The 19,645-nt window shown below is 70.3% G+C and carries 16 protein-coding genes; 6 read left to right on the top strand and 10 right to left on the bottom strand.

The annotated features are described in order from the left end of the window. Positions 1-9 precede the first annotated feature (9 nt). The 4 genes from QSK31_RS37035 to QSK31_RS37050 are packed head-to-tail and all read right to left on the bottom strand — an operon-like array spanning position 10 to position 3,280. Positions 10-777 carry an ABC transporter ATP-binding protein gene (locus tag QSK31_RS37035; protein ID WP_285689367.1) on the bottom strand — a complete coding sequence of 256 codons (768 nt, stop codon included), beginning with the start codon at positions 775-777 and terminating at the stop codon, positions 10-12. Between the two features lie 2 nt (positions 778-779). Beyond that, positions 780-1,547, bottom strand: coding sequence for an ABC transporter permease (locus QSK31_RS37040; protein ID WP_285689368.1), 768 nt, complete (start codon positions 1,545-1,547; stop codon positions 780-782). Next, complete coding sequence (locus QSK31_RS37045; RefSeq protein WP_285689369.1) at positions 1,544-2,302, bottom strand: ABC transporter permease; 759 nt, start codon at positions 2,300-2,302, stop codon at positions 1,544-1,546. Before QSK31_RS37045 ends, QSK31_RS37040 begins: the two co-directional genes overlap by 4 nt. A 36-nt stretch (positions 2,303-2,338) precedes the next feature. Continuing rightward, positions 2,339-3,280 (bottom strand): ABC transporter substrate-binding protein, encoded by a 942-nt coding sequence (locus QSK31_RS37050; protein WP_285689370.1) that lies wholly within the window; start codon positions 3,278-3,280, stop codon positions 2,339-2,341. A 127-nt stretch (positions 3,281-3,407) separates the two neighbouring features. Here QSK31_RS37050 and QSK31_RS37055 point away from each other — a divergent pair, with 127 nt between their 5' ends. The 5 genes from QSK31_RS37055 (at position 3,408) to QSK31_RS37075 (ending at position 11,338) form a co-directional block, all read left to right on the top strand. Then, positions 3,408-4,112 carry a 4-carboxy-4-hydroxy-2-oxoadipate aldolase/oxaloacetate decarboxylase gene (locus tag QSK31_RS37055; RefSeq protein WP_285689371.1) on the top strand — a complete coding sequence of 235 codons (705 nt, stop codon included), beginning with the start codon at positions 3,408-3,410 and terminating at the stop codon, positions 4,110-4,112. Positions 4,113-4,318: 206 nt separating this feature from the next. Next, positions 4,319-5,623: a PrpF domain-containing protein gene (locus tag QSK31_RS37060; RefSeq protein ID WP_285689372.1), complete on the top strand. Its 1,305-nt coding sequence runs from the start codon at positions 4,319-4,321 to the stop codon at positions 5,621-5,623. Then, the gene (locus tag QSK31_RS37065) at positions 5,620-6,486 is read left to right on the top strand and encodes an NAD(P)-dependent oxidoreductase (protein ID WP_285689373.1); all 867 of its coding nucleotides are present in this window, start codon (positions 5,620-5,622) and stop codon (positions 6,484-6,486) included. The genes QSK31_RS37060 and QSK31_RS37065 overlap by 4 nt, the downstream gene beginning before the upstream one ends. Continuing rightward, complete coding sequence (locus QSK31_RS37070) at positions 6,483-7,478, top strand: amidohydrolase family protein (protein ID WP_285689374.1); 996 nt, start codon at positions 6,483-6,485, stop codon at positions 7,476-7,478. The genes QSK31_RS37065 and QSK31_RS37070 overlap by 4 nt, the downstream gene beginning before the upstream one ends. Before the next feature lie 317 nt (positions 7,479-7,795). Then, entirely contained in the window at positions 7,796-11,338 is a 3,543-nt protein-coding gene (locus QSK31_RS37075; RefSeq protein ID WP_285689375.1) for an alpha-L-rhamnosidase, read from the top strand. Positions 11,339-11,846: 508 nt separating this feature from the next. Here the strand turns inward: QSK31_RS37075 and QSK31_RS37080 are convergent. The 3 genes from QSK31_RS37080 to QSK31_RS37090 are packed head-to-tail and all read right to left on the bottom strand — an operon-like array spanning position 11,847 to position 13,230. Further along, positions 11,847-12,173: a DMT family transporter gene (locus QSK31_RS37080; protein ID WP_285689376.1), complete on the bottom strand. Its 327-nt coding sequence runs from the start codon at positions 12,171-12,173 to the stop codon at positions 11,847-11,849. Then, positions 12,170-12,697 carry a DMT family transporter gene (locus QSK31_RS37085; RefSeq protein ID WP_285689377.1) on the bottom strand — a complete coding sequence of 176 codons (528 nt, stop codon included), beginning with the start codon at positions 12,695-12,697 and terminating at the stop codon, positions 12,170-12,172. Before QSK31_RS37085 ends, QSK31_RS37080 begins: the two co-directional genes overlap by 4 nt. Beyond that, positions 12,694-13,230: a TetR/AcrR family transcriptional regulator gene (locus QSK31_RS37090; protein ID WP_285689378.1), complete on the bottom strand. Its 537-nt coding sequence runs from the start codon at positions 13,228-13,230 to the stop codon at positions 12,694-12,696. Before QSK31_RS37090 ends, QSK31_RS37085 begins: the two co-directional genes overlap by 4 nt. Before the next feature lie 64 nt (positions 13,231-13,294). Here QSK31_RS37090 and ku point away from each other — a divergent pair, with 64 nt between their 5' ends. Next, positions 13,295-14,125 carry a non-homologous end joining protein Ku gene (ku, locus tag QSK31_RS37095; RefSeq protein WP_285689379.1) on the top strand — a complete coding sequence of 277 codons (831 nt, stop codon included), beginning with the start codon at positions 13,295-13,297 and terminating at the stop codon, positions 14,123-14,125. 8 nt (positions 14,126-14,133) lie between these two features. Here ku and QSK31_RS37100 read toward each other — a convergent pair whose 3' ends face one another. Genes QSK31_RS37100 through kdpB form a run of 3 tightly spaced genes read right to left on the bottom strand, consistent with a single transcriptional unit; the run spans position 14,134 to position 19,522 of the window. Further along, a complete protein-coding gene (locus QSK31_RS37100; RefSeq protein WP_285689380.1) occupies positions 14,134-16,608 on the bottom strand; it encodes a DUF4118 domain-containing protein in 2,475 nt (824 codons plus the stop codon). A gap of 8 nt (positions 16,609-16,616) precedes the next feature. Next, on the bottom strand, positions 16,617-17,408 hold the full coding sequence (locus QSK31_RS37105; RefSeq protein ID WP_285689381.1) for a potassium-transporting ATPase subunit C: 792 nt from the start codon (positions 17,406-17,408) through the stop codon (positions 16,617-16,619). 5 nt (positions 17,409-17,413) lie between these two features. Continuing rightward, positions 17,414-19,522, bottom strand: coding sequence for a potassium-transporting ATPase subunit KdpB (kdpB, locus tag QSK31_RS37110; RefSeq protein WP_285689382.1), 2,109 nt, complete (start codon positions 19,520-19,522; stop codon positions 17,414-17,416). Positions 19,523-19,645 lie beyond the last annotated feature (123 nt).

Consider the following 19,645-nt stretch of genomic DNA (forward strand, 5'->3'; position numbering starts at 1 on the left):
AGATGTTATTCAAGAATCCTTCTTGGCCTGCTGAACCAAGGTCCAGACCTGACTGCGGATTTCGGCGAACGCCGGCGAGGAGCGCGTCTCCAGCTGAGTGCGTTCCTCGGGGAGATCGACGGGTACGTCGGCGAGCACGGTCGTCGGCCGGTTGGAGAGCACCAGCACCCGCTGACCCAGGTACACCGACTCGTCGATGTCGTGGGTCACGAACACGATCGTGATGCCGAGACGGCGCCACAAGGTGCGTACCAGGTCCTCGAGGTCGGCCCGGGTCTGCGCGTCGACGGCGGCGAACGGCTCGTCCATCAGCAGGACGCTCGGCTCGTACGCGATGGCCCGCGCGATCGCCACCCGCTGCTGCATCCCGCCGGAGAGCTGCCACGGGTGCGCGTCGGCGCTGTCGCTCAGCCCGACCGCCTCCAAGGCCGCCTCGGCCGACTTCCGGAAGGCCGGGCGCGACTTGATGGGCAGTTCCACGTTCTTGCGTACGGTCAGCCACGGGAAGAGGCTGCGCCCGTACTCCTGAAAGACCACCGCCATCCCGGGTGGAGGCTCGGTGACCGGCACGCCGTCCAGGCGCACCTGCCCGCCGGACGAGTCGAGCAGCCCGGCGATGCAACGCAGCAGCGTGGTCTTGCCGGCGCCGGACGGGCCGACCACGCAGACCAGTTCGCCCTGCTGCACCTTGAACGTCAGATCGCGGATCGCCTCCACGTCCCGGCCGTGGCCGGTGTACGTCTTGGCGAGCCCGTCCACGTCGAGGCTGACGGCCATCTTCACCCTTTCCGTTCCGCCTGCCGCTGGCCGTGGTACCAGGCCAGCGTCCAGTTCTCCACCAGCCGGAACAACACCGACAGGACGACACCGAGCAGGCCCAGCAGAATGATGCCGGTCCACATCTCGGGCACCTCGAAACCCCGCTGGAACTGCACGATCGTCGCCCCCAGCCCCCGGTTGGCGCCGAACAGCTCGCTGATCACCATCAGGATCACCCCGATGGACAGGGCCTGCCGCGCGCCGGTGACGATGCGCGGGCTGGCGCCACGCAGCACCACGTGCAGGAACCGGTCGACCGGGCCGAGCCGGTACGAGCGCGCGGTGTCCCGCAGCACCTCGTCCACCGACCGGACGCCGTCCACCGTGTTCAGCAGGATCGGCCACAGACAGCCCAGCGCGATCGTGACGATCTTGCTGGTCCACCCGGTGTACCCGGCGAACAGCGCGATCACCGGGATCAGCACCGGCGGCGGGAGGGCCCGGAAGAACTCCAGCACCGGCTCGGCCATCGCCCGCAACGTCCGGAACGAGCCGATCGCGACGCCCAGCACCACGCCGCCGACCAGGGCGATCAGGTAGCCGATGGCCAGCCGGGCCAGGCTGGGCAGCACGTCACCGACGATCCGGTCGGCGTTCCAGGTCTCCGGGAACACCGCCAGCACCGTGGACAGCGGCGGCCAGAAGAAGCTGCCCGCCAGCGCCGACACCACCCACCAGACGGCGATCAGGACGGCCGGCAGGGCGACGGCGAGCAGGACACGTCTCATGCCTCGCTCCGGATGCTCGTGTGCCAGCGCAGGGTGCGCCGTTCGACCGCCCGCGCGCCCACGTTGACCACGACCCCGATCAAACCCACGACCAGGACCAGCGCGTACGTGTCGGGCACGGCGCCGGACGACTGGGCGACGCCGATCGCGCGGCCCAGTCCCGGCACGCCGACGATCAGCTCGGCGGTGATCTCCAGGATCAGGGCGACCGCGGCGGCGAGGCGGAAACCCGTCATCACGTACGGCAGCGCGGTCGGCCAGACCACAGTGCGCACGATCCCCCAGCGGCTGAACCGGAACGACCGCGCGGTGTCCCGGACCACCGGGTCGACGTCCGCGACGCCGTAGAGCACCTGCACCAGCACCTGCCAGAACGCCGCGTAGACGACCAGCACCAGCGCCGACTGGATCCGGCTGCCGTAGATCAGCACGACCAGCGGGATCAACGCGACCGACGGGATCGGCCGGAGAAACTCGATGGTCGAGGCGGTGACCGCGCGCAGGAACGGCACGCTGCCGATCAGCACGCCCGCCAGGACCCCGGCGATCATCGCGATGGCCAGGCCGAGCGCCCAGCCGCCGAGCGTCTGCCCGAGCGCCAGCCAGAAGTCGCCCTCGACGACCTGGCGGCCGAGCGCGCGGACCATCGTGGTGAACGGCGGCAGGAACCGCGCGTCCACCAAGCCCGCCCGCGGCACGATCTCGGCGGCGGCCGCCACGATCGCGATGCCGGCCAGGGGCTTCCACAGCCTCATGTCAGGTCTTTTTTGTTTCTCAAGTCTTTTGATTTCTCAGGGGATCAGCTTGGCCAGGTCGGGGTCCTTGGTGATCAGACCGTCCGTCTTGGCCATGTCCAGCAGTTTCTGCACGGCCGGCCGGTCGATCTCGGACGGCCACTTCGGCAGGACCAGTTTCTGCTGTACGGCCGGCTCGAGCTTCAAGTAGTCGGAGAGGACAGCGCGCGCCTCCTCGGGGTGGCTGTTCGCGTAGTCCAGCGACTTCTTCATCGCCGTGGTGAAGCCGGTGACCGCCTTCGGGTTCTGGGCGGCGAACTGCTCCGAGGTGAAGTAGAGCGCGACCACCAGCCCGGTCACGTTGTCCACGATCGGCACATCGCCGCGTTCCTTGACGATGGTCAGGAACGGCTCGACGAGCTGACCGGCGTCCACGTCGCCCTTGGCGATCGCCTCCGGGATCTGCGGGAACGGCAGCTCGACGAACGTGACGCTCTTCGGGTCGGCGCCGGCCTCCCGGACCGCGTTGCTGACGGTCAGCGTGTTGATGTTCTTCAGCGTGTTCACCGCGACGCGCTTGCCGGCCAGGTCCTTCGCCGACTTGATCGGGCTGCCCTTCTTGACGACGACCGCGCCGAAGTCCTTGCCCGGCTCGTTCGTCGACGAGTTGCCCGGGGCGACGACCCGGAGCGGCAGGCCCTGGGAGCCGGCCAGCAGCAGGGAGGCGGTGTTGCTGAAGCCGAACTGGTACTGCCCACTCACGACACCCGGGATGATCGCGGCGCCACCCTGCGCGGTCTGGACGGTGATCTCGAGCTTCTCCGCAGCGAAGAAACCCTTCTTGATGCCGAGATAAACCGGTGCGACATCGACGATCGGGATCAGTCCGATGGTGACCTTGGTGGTGCCGTCAGAGGTGGTCTCGGCGCCGCCGCCACCACCGCACGCAGCGGTGAGCAGGGCAAACGCCGCGACGAGGGCGATTTTGGCGCGAACCATGGATCCTCCTTGGACGGTGGCGGAGGGAGAACCGACGTCGCGCACCTTACACACATTGTTGACAAAATTGAAGCCAATGTTATACACGATCGTTGACACAGTTGTTGACAATGCTTAGCGTGGCGACATGGCCAGTCACTACGTCGTACGAGATGTGGACCGGGCCGACCCGGCCGTAATCGCCGCGCTGCGCGACGCCGGGGTCGCCACCGCGCACGAGGCCGCCGGGCGCATCGGCCTGCTCGGGCCGTCGATCCAGGCCCGCCAGGCCGGCAGCGCGATCGCCGGCTCCGCGATCACCGTGACCTGCCACCCCGGCGACAACCTGATGATCCACGCGGCCGTCGAGGTGTGCCGCCCCGGCGACGTGCTCGTGGTGACCACCACGTCACCCTCCACTGACGGGATGTTCGGCGACCTGCTGGCCACCTCACTGCTGGCCCGCGGCGTGATCGGACTGGTCAGCGACGCCGGGGTCCGCGACATCGCGTCGCTGCGCGGCATGGACTTCCCGGTCTGGTCGCGGGCGGTGCACGCCCAGGGCACGGTCAAGGCGAGCCCCGGCTCGGTGAACGTCCCCGTCGTCGCCGCCGGCCAGCTCGTCCGCCCCGGCGACATCGTGATCGCCGACGACGACGGGGTGTGCGTCCTACCGGCGTCGCGGGGCCCCGAGGTGGCCGCCGCCGCGGCGAAGCGCATCGCGAACGAGGCGGAGAAGCGCGAGAAGCTGGCCGCCGGAACCCTCGGCGTCGACATGTACAACCTGCGGCCCCTGCTGGCCGACCTCGGCGTCGAATACGTGGACCGCCTCCCGGACGACGGCCGAGCATGACCGCCGACCGTCCATCGGCGAACACGACTCCAGCGCCCGAGCGGGCCGCGCACGCACCTAGTTCTACGGCCGTGCCTGCACCTTCTTCTGCGCCCGCGCTCTCTCCCGCGCCTGCACCTGCGCCCGCGCCCGCGCCCTCTCCCGCACCCGCACCTTCTTCAGCACCCGCGTCGGTGCCGGAGGCCGACGGTGGCGGTGTCCGGTGCATGCAGATGCGCGGGGGCAGTTCCAAGGGTGCCTACTTCCTCGCGGCGGACCTGCCGGCCGATCCTGCGGCCCGGGATGATCTGTTGCTGCGGATCATGGGCTCGCCGGATGAACGGCAGATCGACGGCCTCGGCGGCGGTCACCCGCTGACCAGCAAGATCGCGGTCGTCTCACCCTCCGACGACCCGGAAGCCGACGTCGACTACCTCTTCCTCCAGGTAGTCCCCGGCAAGCCGATGGTCACCGACGCTCAGACGTGCGGCAACCTGCTGGCCGGGGTCGGCCCGTTCGCCATCGAGCGCGGCCTGGTCCACCCCGCCGGCGACACCACCGAGGTACGCATCCGCATCCTGAACCCGACAATCGCCTTCGCGCGGGCACGGGTACAGACACCTGACGAACGCGTTCGTTATGACGGCGACACGGTGATGGCCGGGACGCCGTTCCCCGCCGCGCCGATCGACCTGACCTTCCCCGGCGACGGCACGTCGATCTTCCCCACGGGCCGCCCCTCGGACCGTTTCGCCGGCCTGGAGGTGACTTGCGTCAACGCAGGGATGCCCGTGGTGCTGGTCCGGGCGACCGACCTCGGGCTACGCGGCGACGAGTCGCCGTCCACCCTGGAGGAAGACGCGGACCTGCGCAAACGGGTCGAGAAGTTGCGGCTCGAGGCCGGTCAGGCAATGGGCCTGGGCGACGTGACCGCAGCAACCGTCCCTAAGATCAGCATCATCTCGGCGCCGCGCGGCGACGGCACAGTCACCACGCGCACGTTCATCCCGCACCGGGTCCACGCCGCAATCGGCGTACTCGGAGCCGTATCCGTCGCCGCCGCCATCCGCACCCCGGGAACGAACGCGTTCGCCTCACGCAACGAACACGTTCGCGCCGACCACCCCGCACTGTCGAACACGTTCGTCACGAACAACAAGGACGATCGCGCGGACCACTCCAACCGCGCCACCGGAACGAACGCGCCCGTCACCCACGACAAACACGACCACTCCAACCGCACCGCCGGAACGAACACGTTCGTCACCCACCACGAACACGACCACCCCGACCGCACCGTAGGAACGAACACGTTCGTCACCCACCACGAACACGACCACCCCGACCGCACCGCCGGAACGAACACGTTCGTGGTGGATGACGAACGCGTTCGGATTGAGCACCCCACCGGGAGCTTTGATGTTGCGGTCGCGCTTGAGGGTGACCGGCTGCGGGAGAGCTCGGTGGTGCGCACGGCGCGCAAGCTGTCCGACGGCCTGGTCTGGCCCCGACCCGGGACGGAGTCCCCGTGACCGGAGTCCGCATGACCGCGACCCACGACACCGCGACCCACGAGGCCGTGACCCCAGACACCGTGACCGCAGACACCGTGACCCACGACGCGAGGCAGTGGACGATCGCGGTGCTCGGACTTGGGGAAGCGGGCGGCGAGATCGCTCGGGACCTGGTCGGTGGGGGTGCCGACGTGCGGGGCTTTGATCCCGCGGTCTCGCCCCCGAACGGGGTCGTCGTGCGGGTCAGTGACGCCGATGCGGTGCGGGACGCTGATCTTGTACTGAGTGTTAACAGCTCGCACGACGCGATGCCCGCGCTCGAGGCTTCGCTGGCGGCTCTGCGGCCGGGCACCATCTGGGCCGACCTCAACACCGCGGCGCCGGATCTCAAGGCGTCTCTGGCCTCGATGGCCGCTGGGCGGGACGTTGCCGTCGTGGATGTGGCGCTCATGTCGCCGGTGCCGGGCAAGGGGCTGCGCACGCCGATGCTGGTCTCCGGTGAACGGGCCGCGGACTTCGCCGGCGTGTGGACCGCGCTCGGCGGGTCGGTGACCGTTCAGGACGGGCCCGCTGGTGCCGCTATCGGGCGCAAGCTGCTGCGGAGCGTGTTCTACAAGGGACTCGCCGCGGCTGTGGTGGAGGCTCTGGCCGCGGCCGAGGCGGCCGGGTGCGTGGATTGGCTGCGCGGGAACATCTCCGGCGAGCTGGCCGGCTTCGACGAGCGGACCATCGACCGGCTCGTGAACGGCACGCACCAGCATGCGAGGCGGCGGGCCGACGAGATGGCCGCCGCCACCGAGCAGCTGCGCTCGCTGGGTGTCGAACCTCGCATCGCCGCCGCCGCGCGGGATCTGCTCATCGAACTCCGGGAGGCGCAATGATCATCGACTGCCACGGTCACTACACGACCGCCCCGGAAGCGCACACCGCTTGGCGTACGGCCCAGCAGGCCGCCTTCCGCGACGGGACCGCGCCCCCGGCGTACCCGGGCATCTCCGACGACGAGATCCGCGCCTCGGTCGAGGGCAGCCAGTTGCGCCTGATGGACGAGCGCGGCATCGACCTGACGATCTTCTCGCCGCGCGCCTCGGCGATGGGGCATCACTTCGGTGACGAAGGGGTCAGCCTGGCGTGGACCCGGGCCTGCAACGACCTGATCGCGCGGGTGACCGGGCTGTTCCCGGGCCGGTTCGCGGGTGTGTGCCAGTTGCCGCAGTCCTCGGGCGTACCCATCGCCCGGTCTGTCCCTGAGCTCCGCCGCTGCGTGACCGAACTGGGTTTCGTCGGCTGCAACCTCAACCCGGACCCGAGCGGCGGGCACTGGACGTCGGCCCCGCTCACCGACGAGAGCTGGTATCCGCTCTACGAGGCGATGGTCGAGCTGGACGTACCGGCCATGGTGCACGTGTCGGCCGTGACCAACGACAACTTCCACGCCACCGGCTCGCACTACTTGAACGCGGACACCACCGCGTTCATGCAGTTCCTGCAGTCTGACCTGTTCGAGCGCTTCCCGGGGCTGCGGTTCGTCATCCCGCACGGCGGCGGCGCGGTGCCGTACCACTGGGGGCGGTTCCGCGGGCTGGCCGACATGCTCGACCGGCCGCCGCTGGAGTCCTTGTCGGGCAACGTCTTCTTCGACACCTGCGTCTATCACCAGCCCGGCATCGACCTGCTCTTCTCGGTCATCGACACGGGCAACATCCTGTTCGGCTCGGAGATGGTGGGCGCGGTGCGCGGGATCGACCCGCGGACCGGCCACCACTTCGACGACACCCGCCGGTATGTGGACGCGCTGGGCCTGTCCGCCGCCGACCTGGGGAAGGTCTATTCCTCGAACGCCCGTCTGGTCTATCCGAGGCTTCCCGTCTGAGGGTGACCGCCTGGAATTTCCTCGCGTTCCCCGGTAGGGATCGGGGAGATCCCACGCGGAGTTCCCCGGTCGCCGACGCGGCCGGGGAACTCCGCGTTGAAGCGGAAATCGCTGAAACGTGTCAGCACGGCCCCGGGGGACCGGCCAGCAAACTGGGTGTTGTCTGGATCACAAGTTGTTCATAGGATCGAAGAACGTCACTTTGAACGTTTCAAAATGACATTGCCTATCGGCACGCTCTCACCACCGAGAGGGGAATCCGCATGGGTCGCTCAGCCCTGCGCAGACACCTGTCCCTGCTAGCCACCGTCTCCCTGGTGACCGCCCTCGCAGCGGTCCCCGCCCAAGAAGCACAAGCAGCGGTCACCACGCCCGTCGCGCTGACCGGCGCCCACTGGATCTGGTACCCGGAGGGCTCCCCGGAAACCGACGCACCGGTCGCCACCCGCTATCTGCGGCGCACCTTCACCGCGCCGAGCGGCCCCTACACCGACGCCCAGCTCGTCGTCACCGGCGACGACACCGTGGACGTCTGGCTCAACGGCACCTGGCTCAGCGGCGCCCCACGCGGGACCGACGCCTGGCGCACCGCGATCTACGTGGACCTCGCCGGTTCCCTGAAGGCCGGCGAGAACACCCTGGTGATCGCCGCGCGCAACGACGCCGGCCCGGCCGGGGTCCTCGGCCGCGTCAAAATCAATGACCAGGAGTTCGTCACCGACGGCCAGTGGCAGGCAAGCCAGAGTGTGAACGAGCAACTCGCCGGCACCTTCGTCGCGGCGCGTGACCTGGGCCTGTACGGAATCGGGCCCTGGCGGACCGTCAACCGGCCGGACCCCACCATGGCCTCGCCCGTCACCGTGGGCGGGCTGACCACCGAACGGCGCACCGACCCGATCGGGATCGACGCACCGCAACCCCGCCTCGGGTGGCGGCTCGTCACCGGCACCAGAAGCCAGATCCAGGGCCGCTACCAGGTGCAGGTCGGCACCAGCGACGGCGGCGCCAACGTCTGGGACAGCGGCATGGTGGCGAGCAACCGGTCGTCCGACGTGGTCTACGGCGGACCGGCGCTCACGGCCAACACCACCTACTACTGGCGGGTGCGCGTCTGGGACGGGCAGGGACGGCCGAGCCCGTGGAGCGCCGGCGCGCGCTTCGACACCGGGCTGACGGCCGGCTGGACCGCGGACTTCATCGGCAAGCCGGGCACCGCGTCGGTCACCGGGGCGTCCTGGATCTGGTACCCCGAAGGCGATCCGGCGGTCGAAGTGCCGGCCGGGACGCGATACTTCCGGCGTACGTTCACCTCGGCGAGCGCCACCCGGGCGACGCTCGTGGTGACCGGCGACGACTCCGCCGACGTGTGGGTCAACGGCCGGCCGGTGACCAGCTCGCCACGCGTCGCCGACTCGTGGAAACGGGCCGCCACCGCCGAGATCTCCCTGGTCGCGGGCACCAACACGATCGCGGTCAGCTCGACCAACTCCGCGGCGGGACCGGCGGGGCTGCTGCTGAAGGTCGGCACCGTCGTCACGGACGGCTCATGGAAGGCCTCGCAGACCGGACCCGCCGGCTGGGAGCAGCCCGGATTCAACGACAGCGGCTGGGCGGCCGCACGGGTGACCGCGGCGTACGGCGGTGGCCCGTGGGGCACACAGGTGGTGGTGCCGAGCGCATCCCCGTACCTCCGCAAAGGTTTTGACGTGGCGAAGCCGGTGGCACGGGCACGGCTCTTCACCACGGCGCTCGGGCTGCAAGACACCTACCTGAACGGCGCGCGCGTCGGGGTGGAACGGCTCGACCCGGGCTGGACCGAATACACGAAGCGGCTGCAGTACCGCGGCTACGACGTCACCAGCGCGATCAGGAGCGGCCGCAACGCCCTCGGCGCGGTCATCGGCAACGGCTGGTTCAGCGGCAACATCGGCTTCGCCGGCAGCCAGCGGTACGGCACCTCGCCCTGGTACTCCGCGCAGCTGGTCATCCAGTACACCGACGGCACCTCGACGACGGTCAGCACCGACTCGTCGTGGCGCACCTCGACCGCGGACATCCGGGCCGACGACCTCTACGCGGGCGAGGACCAGGACGCACGCCTGGCCATCGCCGGCTGGAACACGCCCGGCTTCGACGACGCGAGCTGGGCGCCGGTCACCCTGCGCACGGCGGCCAAACCCCGCCTGGTCGCGGCGCTCGACCCGGGCGTAGTCGTACAGCAGGAATTGGCGCCGCGCGCCATCACCCAGCCCAAGCCCGGCGTCTACGTTCTCGACCTCGGGCAGAACTTCGCAGGATGGAACAGGCTCCGGGTACGCGGAGCGGCCGGCACCCGGGTGATGGTGCGGCACGCGGAAATCCTGAACGCCGACGGCACCATCTACACCACCAACCTGCGGGCGGCCCAGGCCACCGACACGTTCACGCTGGCCGGAACGGGCGCCGACGAGGTGTTCGAACCGCGGTTCACCGTGCACGGCTACCGGTACGTGGAACTGACCGGCCTGCCCGCCGCACCGACCACGGCCACCCTGACCGGGCTCGCCGCCTGGACAGCGGGCGCCGCCACCGGCACGTTCACCACCTCGGACGCGCTGGTCAACCAGGTGCAGCACAACATCCTGTGGGGCGCGCGCTCCAACCTGCTCTCCATCCCGACCGACTGCCCGCAACGCGACGAGCGGCTCGGCTGGACCGGAGACATCGCCGCGTTCGCCGCCACCTCGACATTCAATTTCGACACGTACGGGCTGCTCGACAAATTCTCCGACGACCTGGTCGACGCCCAGCGGGCCAACGGCGCCTTCACCGACGTCGTACCGGACGTCACCGACGGCGCGGGCAAGGCAGGGTGGGGCGACGCCGGCGTGATCGTGCCCTACCAGGTCTGGCAGCGGTACGGCGACGTGCGCGTCATCGACGAGAACTTCCCGGCCATGGTGCGCTGGGTCGAGTTCCTGCGCTCCACGGCCGGCGCCGACCTGATCCGCAACCAGGACACCTTCGGCGACTGGCTGAACGTCAACGACAACACCGCCAACGACCTGACCAGCACGGCGTACTTCGGCTGGTCGGCCCGCCTGGTGTCCCGGATGGCCGCGGCGACCGGCCGCACCTCCGACGCCAACCGCTTCTCTTTGCTGGCCGACCAGATCGCGGCCGCGTTCACCGCGAAGTTCGTCCGCGCCGACGGCACCGTGGGCAGCAATAGCCAGACCGGGTACGTGCTGGCACTCGCCTTCGGTCTCGTTCCGGCTGACCGCACCCAGGCGGTGGCCGACAAGCTGGCCGCCAAGGTGGCATCCGTCGGCGGCCACCTGTCGGTCGGCTTCATGGGCGTCGAAGGCCTGCTGCCGGTCCTGGCCGAACACGGGCACCTGGACACGGCGTACCAGATCCTGCAACAGCCCGGCTATCCCGGCTGGGGCTACATGAACAGCCGCGGCGCCACCACCATCTGGGAACGCTGGGACGGGATCCGGCCCGACGGGACGCTGCAGGACCCCGGGATGAACTCGTTCAACCACTACGGGCTCGGGTCGGTGGGCGACTGGCTCTACCGGACCATCGGCGGGGTGGCGCCGGCATCACCGGGCTACCAGCGGATTCTGATCGCGCCGCAACCTGGGGGTGGGCTGACCACGGCTTCGTCGGATCTGACCACTGTGTACGGGCAGACGGGCAGCTCGTGGACCAAGTCGGGCGGGACGCTCACGTTGCGGGTGACGATTCCGCCCAACACCACGGCTACGGTACGGGTGCCCGGCAGTTCTGTTACGGCTCCGCCGGAGGCTGTTCGGTTGGGCGGGTCCTCCTATGCGCTGGGGGCGGGTAGTTACGTGTTCACGGCACCGGCCTGACGGCTGGGCAGTGCGCCGCCGGGCAGCCCACCTGCCCGGCGGCGTTCCGCTTCCACTCCCCTTCCGCTTCCAGCCCCCTCCCGCTTCCAATTCCGAGAGCGGTCCGACCTACCACTGCCCCCGCATTAGTGGTAGCCGGACACCCGATCCGGCGGGCGACCCACCACCGTCGCGGGCAGTGGTAGCGAGACATGCCATCCGCGGCCGGATACCGTCGTGACCTACCACGCGCGGCAATGGTGGTGGGCGAGCGCGCCATCGCCGCCCAGATGCCGCCCAGACCTACCACCGCCACCCGGACCCACCACCGCCACCCGGACCCACCACCGCCACCCGGAGCTACCACTGCCGCCCGGAGCTACCACTGCCGCTTGGCGCTACCAGCGTGCAGGGCGCGAGCGGCGGCAGCGACCGCGATCCGCGCCCCCGCCGGCATGGCTACCCGCCTCGACCCACCGCCCCGCGCAAGCGGTAGTGGAGAGCAAGAACGAGCACGGCGCCGGGCCGGTCAGCTCGCGTGACTTCCCAGCTCGACGAGCAGGACGCCGGCCATAACCAGGGCGATGCCGCCGATCATGGTGCGGTTCAGCGGTTCCTTGAAGGCGAAGCGGGCGATGATCGCGGTCCCGGCGATGCCCACCGCAGACCAGACGCCGTAGGCGACGCCCAGTGCGATTCCCCCGCTCAACGCCAGCGAGAGCAGTACGAAAGAGACGACGTAACCGGCGATGGACACGCCAACCCAGGCAAGTCGCCGAAAGCCGTCCGACGCGCGCAGGGCCATGGTCGCGGCGATCTCCAGAGCGATGGCAAAGGAGAGATAGACCCAGGTCATGTCAGATCTCCGGTCGCCGGTGTCGATGAGTCCTCGTCGGCCGGCGTCCGAGCCGCTGGAATGAAAGGCGCGGGCGCGGCAGGCGCGGGCGCGGCAGGCGCAGGCGCGGGCGCGGCAGGCGCAGGCGCGGGCGCGGCAGGCGCAGGCGCGGGCGCGGCAGGCGCAGGCGCGGGCGCGGCAGGCGCAGGCGTCGGCTCGTGGTTGGTCGGCGGGTGGGAGCCCATCTCGATCAGGAGGACGCCGCCGATGATGGCCGCGAAGCCGGCGCCCATCGTCCAGTTCAGAGGGTCGTCGAAGAGGAACGCCGCCGCCACCGCCGTGATCGCGACCCCGCAGGCGGCCCAGATGCCGTACGCCACGCCGACCGGCGTGCCGAGCCGCAGCACCAGCGCGAGCAGCACGAACGACGCCACGTAGCCGATCGCCACCCACGCGTACCAGGCCGGATGGTCGAGTGCCGCGCGCAGGGCGAGGCTGCCACTGACCTCGGACAGGATGGCTGCGCCCAGGTAAAGCCACCTCACGGCGTACCCGTCAGATTGTCTATGAGTGCCAGCACGGCGGCGTGGTCGCGGGGCGCGGGCGGGAAGACCCCGGTCGCCGCGGCCGCCCACAGCCCGTCGGCGGCCAGGCGGGCCAGTGTGAGGCGGGCGCGCTCGTCGTCGGGCAGGTCGTCGGGCAGCGCGAGCCAGGCCGCCATCCGGGTGGTCCAGGGCTCGGTGAGAGCCGGACGGTACGCGGCCTCGGTGAAGATCGCGTACTCCGCGCGGCTGATGTCGCCGCGGGTGGTGATGCGCGCGTACGCCCGAATCCGCTGAGCCGGGGTAGACGTTTCGAGGGTCACGCCCGAGGCGCGCATGGCGGCCTCCATGCGAGCGGCCGCGTGTTCGACGATTGCCAGCAGCAGCGCCTCGCGGGTCGGGAAGTGGTACATCAGCCCGGGCTTGGTCAGGCCGGCCTGGCGGGCGACCGCGTCGAGGGTGATGTCGGCGCCGTCGGGCACCGAGACGACGGCCAGGGCGGCGTCCAGGATCGCGGTCTTCGAGCTCTGCCTCACGGGGCAAACTTTACCTTCCGGAAGGTAAAGTATTCAACGACGCCGTGACGGGTATCACCAAGGCATGGCGCGACCGATCTGGACCGGAGCAATCACGTTTGGGCTGGTGTCCGTGCCGGTGGCCATGTATTCGGCCACCCGCGAGCACGAGGTGTCCTTCCACCAGTACGAGAAGGGCACCAGCGACCGCATCCGCTACCAGCGGGTCAACGAGCGCACCGGCAAGGAGGTCGACTTCGCGGACATCGCCAAGGGCACCGACGTCGGCGGCGGCAAGCTGGTCATGCTCGAGCAGGAGGAGCTCGACTCGGTGGCGCCGGGCCGGTCCAAGAGCCTCGACCTGCACGCCTTCGTCGACCTGGAGGAGATCGACCCGATCTTCTACCAGAAGAGCTACTACCTGGCGCCGGGCAGCGAGGAGACCGCCAAGACGTACGCGCTGCTCCGCGACGCCATGGCCAAGGTCGGCCGGGCCGCCATCGGGACGCTGGTGATGCGCGGCAAGGAGTACCTGGCGGCGATCCGTCCGGACGGCAAGCTGCTCGTCCTGGAGACGATGTTCTTCGCCGACGAGGTGCGCGACGCCGAGGAGGAACTCGGCGGGCTGCCCAGCGCGACCGCGAAGCCGGCCGAGATGAAGATGGCCGTGCAGCTGATCGACTCGATGTCAGGCAAGTGGAAGCCGGCCGACTATCGGGACAGCTACACGGATCGGGTCAACGCACTGATCAAGGAGAAGAAGAAGGGCAAGGAGATCACCGTCGCCGAGCCGGCGCCGGAGGCCACCGACGTCACCGACCTGATGGAGGCGTTGCGGGCCAGCGTCGACCGCGCCAAGTCAACACGCGCCAAGAAGGCGGCGCCAAAGAAGAAGGCCCGCAAGAAGGCGGCGTAGGACGAGACCTACGACGCGTCACCGCCCGATGCGGGGAGCGCGACGATCATCGTGAGACCGCCACCCGGCGTCTCCTCGGGGGTCAGCGTGCCTCCCATCGCCTCGGTCAGGCCCCGGGACAGCGCGAGTCCGAGGCCGACGCCGGTGTGGTTGTCGCGGTCGCCGCGGCGCTGGAAGGGCAGGAACACGTCGTCCCAGCGGTCTTCGGGGATGCCGGGGCCGTGGTCGATCACTCGGATCTCGACGGTGGCGCCGTGCGCGCTGGCGGTGATCATCGGCGCCCGGTCCGGTGGGCTGTGCCGCAGGGCGTTGGCGGTGAGGTTGACGATGACCCGTTCCAGCAGGCCGGGATCGGTGTGCAGCACGGGCAGGTCGTCGGGGATGTGCAGGCCGACGGTGCGGCCGGGCGGGCCGAGGTCGTCGAGGGCGCGCGGGATGATCTCCTCGGCGCCGGCGTCGACGGTGGCCACGCCGAGGGCGCCGGCCTGCAGGCGGCTCATGTCGAGCAGGTTGGTGACCAGGCGGACCAGCCGGTCGAGGGACTCGTCGGCCGTCGCCAGGAGTTCGCCGCGGTCGTGGTCGTCGAAGTGGACGTCGTCGCTGCGCAGGCTGGCGATCGCGGCCTTGGCGGAGGCGAGGGGCGTACGCAGATCGTGGCTGACCGCGGCGAGCAACGCCGTGCGCAACCGGTTCGCCTCGGCGAGGGGTTTCGCCGTGGCGGCCTCGGCGGTGAGCCGTTCCTGGCGCAGCGCGAGGGTGGCCTGCGCGGCGAACGCCTCCACGACGCGCCGGTCGCTGGCCGCCAGCGGATGCCCCCTGAGCTGCATCGTCACCTCGCCGACCCGCACCGACGCGTCGGGCTCGGCGGTGGACACGCCCACCGAGGCGACCACCTCGTCGTGGTCCAGCAGGGCCACCGAGTCCAGAGTGAACGTCTCCCGCAGCCGTTCCAGCAGGGCCATCAGCGGCCGCTCGCCGCGCAGCACGCTGCCCGCGATGGTGGCCAGCGTCTGCGCGTCGGCGCCGGCCCGGGCGGCCTGCCGGGTCTTGCGGGCGGCGGTGTCGACCACCCAGCTGACCGCGATCGCGACCACGACGAAGATCAGCAGCGCGGCGAGGTTCTCTCCCTCGGCGATGGTGAACCGGCCGAGCGGCGGCGTGAACCAGTAGTTGAGCAGCATCGATCCGGCCACCGCCGCGAGCAGCGCCGGCCAGAGCCCGCCGATCAGCGCGACGCCCACGACGGCGGCCAGGAAGAGCTGGATGTCGAGGGTCAAGGACAGTTCCGGGTACGCGTGCAGCAGGGCGGTCAGCGCCGGAAGGCCGCCCAGCACCGTGGCGAACCCGGCGATCCGCCGGCGACGGGACAGAGCGGCGGGGGTACGCCGGGCGCGACGCCCCTGTCCGGCCCGTTCGTGCGGGACGAGATGGACGTCGATGGTGCCGGACAGCGCGGTGGTGGTGACTCCGACGCCGGCGGTGAACAACTGGGCGAACCTCCCGCGACTGCTGGCGCCGAGCACGATCTGCGTGGCGTTGACGGCGCGGGCGAAGTCGAGCAGCGCCCGGGGCACGTCGGCGCCGGCGACCTGGTGGTAGGTGCCGCCCAGGCTCTCCACGAGCACCCGCTGCCGGGCCAGCGTGGCCGGGTCGGCGCCGGCCAGCCCGTCGTTGCGGGTGACGTGCACCGCCATCAGGTCGGCGCCGGAGTTGCGGGCGGCGATCCGGGCGGCCCGGCGGATCAGGGTGTCGCCCTCCGGACCTCCGGTGAGCGCGACGACGACCCGTTCGCGGGTCTCCCATGTGGCGTCGATCCGGTGGTCGGCGCGGTACTTGCCGAGCTGGTCCTCGACCTGGTCGGCGAGCCAGAGCAGGGCGAGCTCGCGCAGGGCGGTGAGGTTCCCGGCGCGGAAGTAGTTGCCCAGCGCGGCGTCGATCTTCTCCGGGCGGTAGATGTTGCCGTGCGCCATCCGCCGGCGCAGCGCCTCCGGGGTCATGTCGATCAGCTCGATCTGCTCGGCCGCCCGGACCACGGCGTCGGGCACGGTCTCCCGCTGCGCGACGCCGGTGATCTGGGCGACCACGTCGTTGAGCGACTCCAGGTGCTGCACGTTGACCGTGGTCAGCACGTCGATGCCGGCGTCCAGGATGACCCGGACGTCCGCCCAGCGCTTGGCGTGACGCGAGCCGGGCGCGTTGGTGTGCGCCAGTTCGTCCACGACCGCGAGCTCGGGCTTGCGAGCGAGCACGGCGTCGACGTCCAGCTCGGTCAGCTCCACGCCGCGGTAGTTCACCGTCTTGCGGGGCAGGACCTCCAGGTCGTCGAGCATGGCCTCGGTGTGTTTGCGGCCGTGGGTCTCGACGAAGGCGACCACCACGTCGGTGCCGCGCTCGGCGCGCCGGTGCGCCTCCTCCAACATGGTGTACGTCTTGCCGACGCCCGGTGCGGCGCCGAGGAAGATCCTGAGCTGACCCGTGGCCATGACCGTGCCTAGGCGCCGTCGAGCGCGAGGTTGAGCTCGAGCACGTTGACCGCCGGCTCGCCCATGAAGCCCAGCGCACGCCCGTCGGTGTTCTCCGCGACCAACCGGCGGACCGCGTCCTCGGCGATCCCGCGTTCGCGGGCCACCCGGGGCACCTGCAGCGCGGCGTAGGCGGGGCTGATGTGCGGGTCGAGGCCGCTGCCCGAGGCGGTCACCGCGTCGGCCGGAACCCTCGGTTCGGCGGGAGCGTCACCCCGGATCGGCGTGATCACCCCGCCGAGAGCGACGTAGTCCTCGCCTTCCTTGGCCGATTCGACCGGGACACCCTCGTAGGCCGCAAGGAACGGCGTGCCGGTCTGGTCGACCGAGACGACCCGGGTGACCGGCCCGGTGAAGCCGTCCCGGCGGAAGACGGCGAGGACCGCGCCGACGCCGTCGCCGGTGCAGAAGGGCCGCCGACCGTCCACACCCTCCAGCTCACCGATGGCCTTGCTGCGCGCACAGACGTCGTTGAGCAGGTCGAGGCTCTCCGGGCCGAGGTTGCTGGCCGACGTGGCGGTGGGGTCGTAGCCGTCGCCGGCCGCGGAGGGCCGGCTCTGGAAGTATCGCCGGACCGGGTTGCCGTCCGCGTCGGTGAAGGCCTGCCCGATGAGCCGGGTGTCGCCGGCCCGGTCACGCAGCCCGGGCAGTTGCCCGACCGCGACCATCGCGAGCGGATAGGCCAGCCCGAGCAGAACCGTGAGAACAAGTAGCGCACGCAGCGCCGCGAGGTGCTGGGCGAGCCAGGTGGGAAGTCGCATGATGATCAGATCCCGGGGATGAACTGGAGGAGAAGGTCGATGAGCTTGATGCCGAGGAACGGCGCGATGACGCCGCCCAGCCCGTAGATCCAGAGGTTGCGGCGCAGCAGCGCGGCGGCGCCGGCCGGCGTGTACCGGACGCCGCGCAGGGCGAGCGGGATCAGCGCCACGATCACCAGCGCGTTGAAGATGACCGCGGACAGGATCGCCGACCCGGGCGAGTGCAGCCGCATGACGTTGAGCGCGTCCAGGCCCGGGTACACCGCGGCGAACATGGCCGGGATGATCGCGAAGTACTTGGCGATGTCGTTGGTGATCGAGAACGTGGTCAGCGCCCCGCGGGTGATCAGCAACTGCTTACCGATCTCCACGATCTCGATCAGCTTCGTCGGGTCGGAGTCGAGGTCGACCATGTTGCCGGCCTCCTTCGCGGCCGACGTTCCGGTGTTCATCGCCACGCCGACGTCCGCCTGGGCCAGCGCCGGAGCGTCGTTGGTTCCGTCGCCGGTCATCGCGACCAGCCGGCCGCCCTCCTGCTCCATCCTGATCAGCGCCAGCTTGTCCTCGGGTGTCGCCTCGGCCAGGAAGTCGTCCACGCCGGCCTCGTCGGCGATCGCCTTGGCCGTACGCGGGTTGTCGCCGGTGATCATCACGGTGCGGATGCCCATCCGGCGCATCGCGTCGAACCGCTCCCGCATCCCCGGCTTCACCACGTCCTTGAGGTGGATCACCCCGAGGATCCGGTCGTTCTCCGCCACGACGAGCGGGGTGCCGCCGCCGGCACTGATCCGGTCGACGATCTCAGCGACCTCGTCGTTCTCAGCGACCTCGTCGTTCTCAGCGCCGGCCCACCCGATGACGGCCGCGGCCGCTCCCTTGCGGATCTGCCGTTCGCCCAGGTCGACGCCGCTCATCCGGGTCTGCGCGCTGAACGGCACGAAGGTCGCGCCTCCGATCAGGCCCGCCTCCCGCTCCCGCAGGCCGTACTCGTTCTTGGCGAGGACCACGATCGATCGCCCTTCGGGCGTCTCGTCGACGAGGCTGGCGAGTTGCGCGGCCTCGGCGAGGGTCGCGGCGGTGAGCCCGTTCACGGGTACGAACTCAGCAGCCTGCCTGTTCCCCAGCGTGATGGTGCCGGTCTTGTCGAGCAGCAGCGTGCTCACGTCACCGGCGGCCTCCACCGCACGCCCGCTCATCGCGAGCACGTTGCGTTGCACCAGCCGGTCCATCCCGGCGATGCCGATCGCTGAGAGCAGCGCCCCGATCGTCGTCGGGATCAGGCACACGATCAGCGACACGAGTACCACGCCGGTGACGCCGTTGCCGTCGATGGCGGCGGTGTCCGGCGCCGCGGCCTGGTAGGCCTTCGAGAAGATCGCCAGCGGCTGCAACGTCACCACCGACAGCAGGAAGATGAGCGTCAGCGCGGAGAGCAGGATGTTCAGCGCGATCTCGTTCGGCGTCTTCTGCCGGTTGGCGCCCTCCACCAGCGCGATCATCCGGTCGACGAAGCTCTCGCCGGGCCGCTGCGTGATCCGGACGACGATCCGGTCGGAGAGGACCCGCGTGCCGCCGGTCACCGCCGACCGGTCACCACCGGACTCACGGATGACCGGCGCCGACTCGCCGGTGATCGCCGACTCGTCGACGCTGGCGATGCCCTCGATGACGTCGCCGTCGCCCGGGATGATCTGACCGGCCACCACGACCACGACGTCGTCGCGCTGGAGTTCGGAGGCCGGGATGGTCCTGCCGTCCCCCAGGTGCGCAACGGTGTCCATCTTGGACTGCCGCAGCGTCGCCGCCTGGGCCTTGCCGCGCCCTTCGGCGACCGCCTCGGCCAGGTTGGCGAAGATCACGGTCAGCCACAGCCAGCCGGTGATCGACCAGGCCAGGATGCTCGGGTCGACGATCGACAGCACGGTGGTGAAGACCGCGCCGACCTCGACGATGAGCATGACCGGGTTGTGCCAGAGGGTGCGCGGGTCGAGCTTGCGAAGCGCGGACGGCAGCGATTTCCCGAGTTGCCGCGGATCGAGCAGCCCGCCGCCGACCCGCCTGGGCGTGGTCGCGGTGCGCTGGGTGGGAGGTTTGTCGAGAACAGGTGTGGTCATGAAAGGCGCTCCGCGACGATTGCGAACTTCATTTCGGGCTTGTTGCCGCGCGCCGCCACCTCCCCCACCCAGGCACTGGGTGGGCCGAAATGTAGGCGGCGGGTACGACGTTTTTGGGGCGTT

The organism is Actinoplanes sp. NBRC 103695, from assembly GCF_030269485.1.
GTDB lineage: Bacteria > Actinomycetota > Actinomycetes > Mycobacteriales > Micromonosporaceae > Actinoplanes.

What these genes read in the sequence shown, in the direction of transcription:
- QSK31_RS37035 (WP_285689367.1), bottom strand. Translation starts at nt 777, where the DNA reads ATGGCCGTCAGCCTCGACGTGGACGGGCTCGCCAAGACGTACACCGGC.
- QSK31_RS37040 (WP_285689368.1), bottom strand. Translation starts at nt 1,547, where the DNA reads ATGAGACGTGTCCTGCTCGCCGTCGCCCTGCCGGCCGTCCTGATCGCC.
- QSK31_RS37045 (WP_285689369.1), bottom strand. Translation starts at nt 2,302, where the DNA reads ATGAGGCTGTGGAAGCCCCTGGCCGGCATCGCGATCGTGGCGGCCGCC.
- QSK31_RS37050 (WP_285689370.1), bottom strand. Translation starts at nt 3,280, where the DNA reads ATGGTTCGCGCCAAAATCGCCCTCGTCGCGGCGTTTGCCCTGCTCACC.
- QSK31_RS37055 (WP_285689371.1), top strand. Translation starts at nt 3,408, where the DNA reads ATGGCCAGTCACTACGTCGTACGAGATGTGGACCGGGCCGACCCGGCC.
- QSK31_RS37060 (WP_285689372.1), top strand. Translation starts at nt 4,319, where the DNA reads ATGCAGATGCGCGGGGGCAGTTCCAAGGGTGCCTACTTCCTCGCGGCG.
- QSK31_RS37070 (WP_285689374.1), top strand. Translation starts at nt 6,483, where the DNA reads ATGATCATCGACTGCCACGGTCACTACACGACCGCCCCGGAAGCGCAC.
- QSK31_RS37080 (WP_285689376.1), bottom strand. Translation starts at nt 12,173, where the DNA reads ATGACCTGGGTCTATCTCTCCTTTGCCATCGCTCTGGAGATCGCCGCG.
- ku (WP_285689379.1), top strand. Translation starts at nt 13,295, where the DNA reads ATGGCGCGACCGATCTGGACCGGAGCAATCACGTTTGGGCTGGTGTCC.
- QSK31_RS37100 (WP_285689380.1), bottom strand. Translation starts at nt 16,608, where the DNA reads ATGGCCACGGGTCAGCTCAGGATCTTCCTCGGCGCCGCACCGGGCGTC.
- QSK31_RS37105 (WP_285689381.1), bottom strand. Translation starts at nt 17,408, where the DNA reads ATGCGACTTCCCACCTGGCTCGCCCAGCACCTCGCGGCGCTGCGTGCG.
- kdpB (WP_285689382.1), bottom strand. Translation starts at nt 19,522, where the DNA reads ATGACCACACCTGTTCTCGACAAACCTCCCACCCAGCGCACCGCGACC.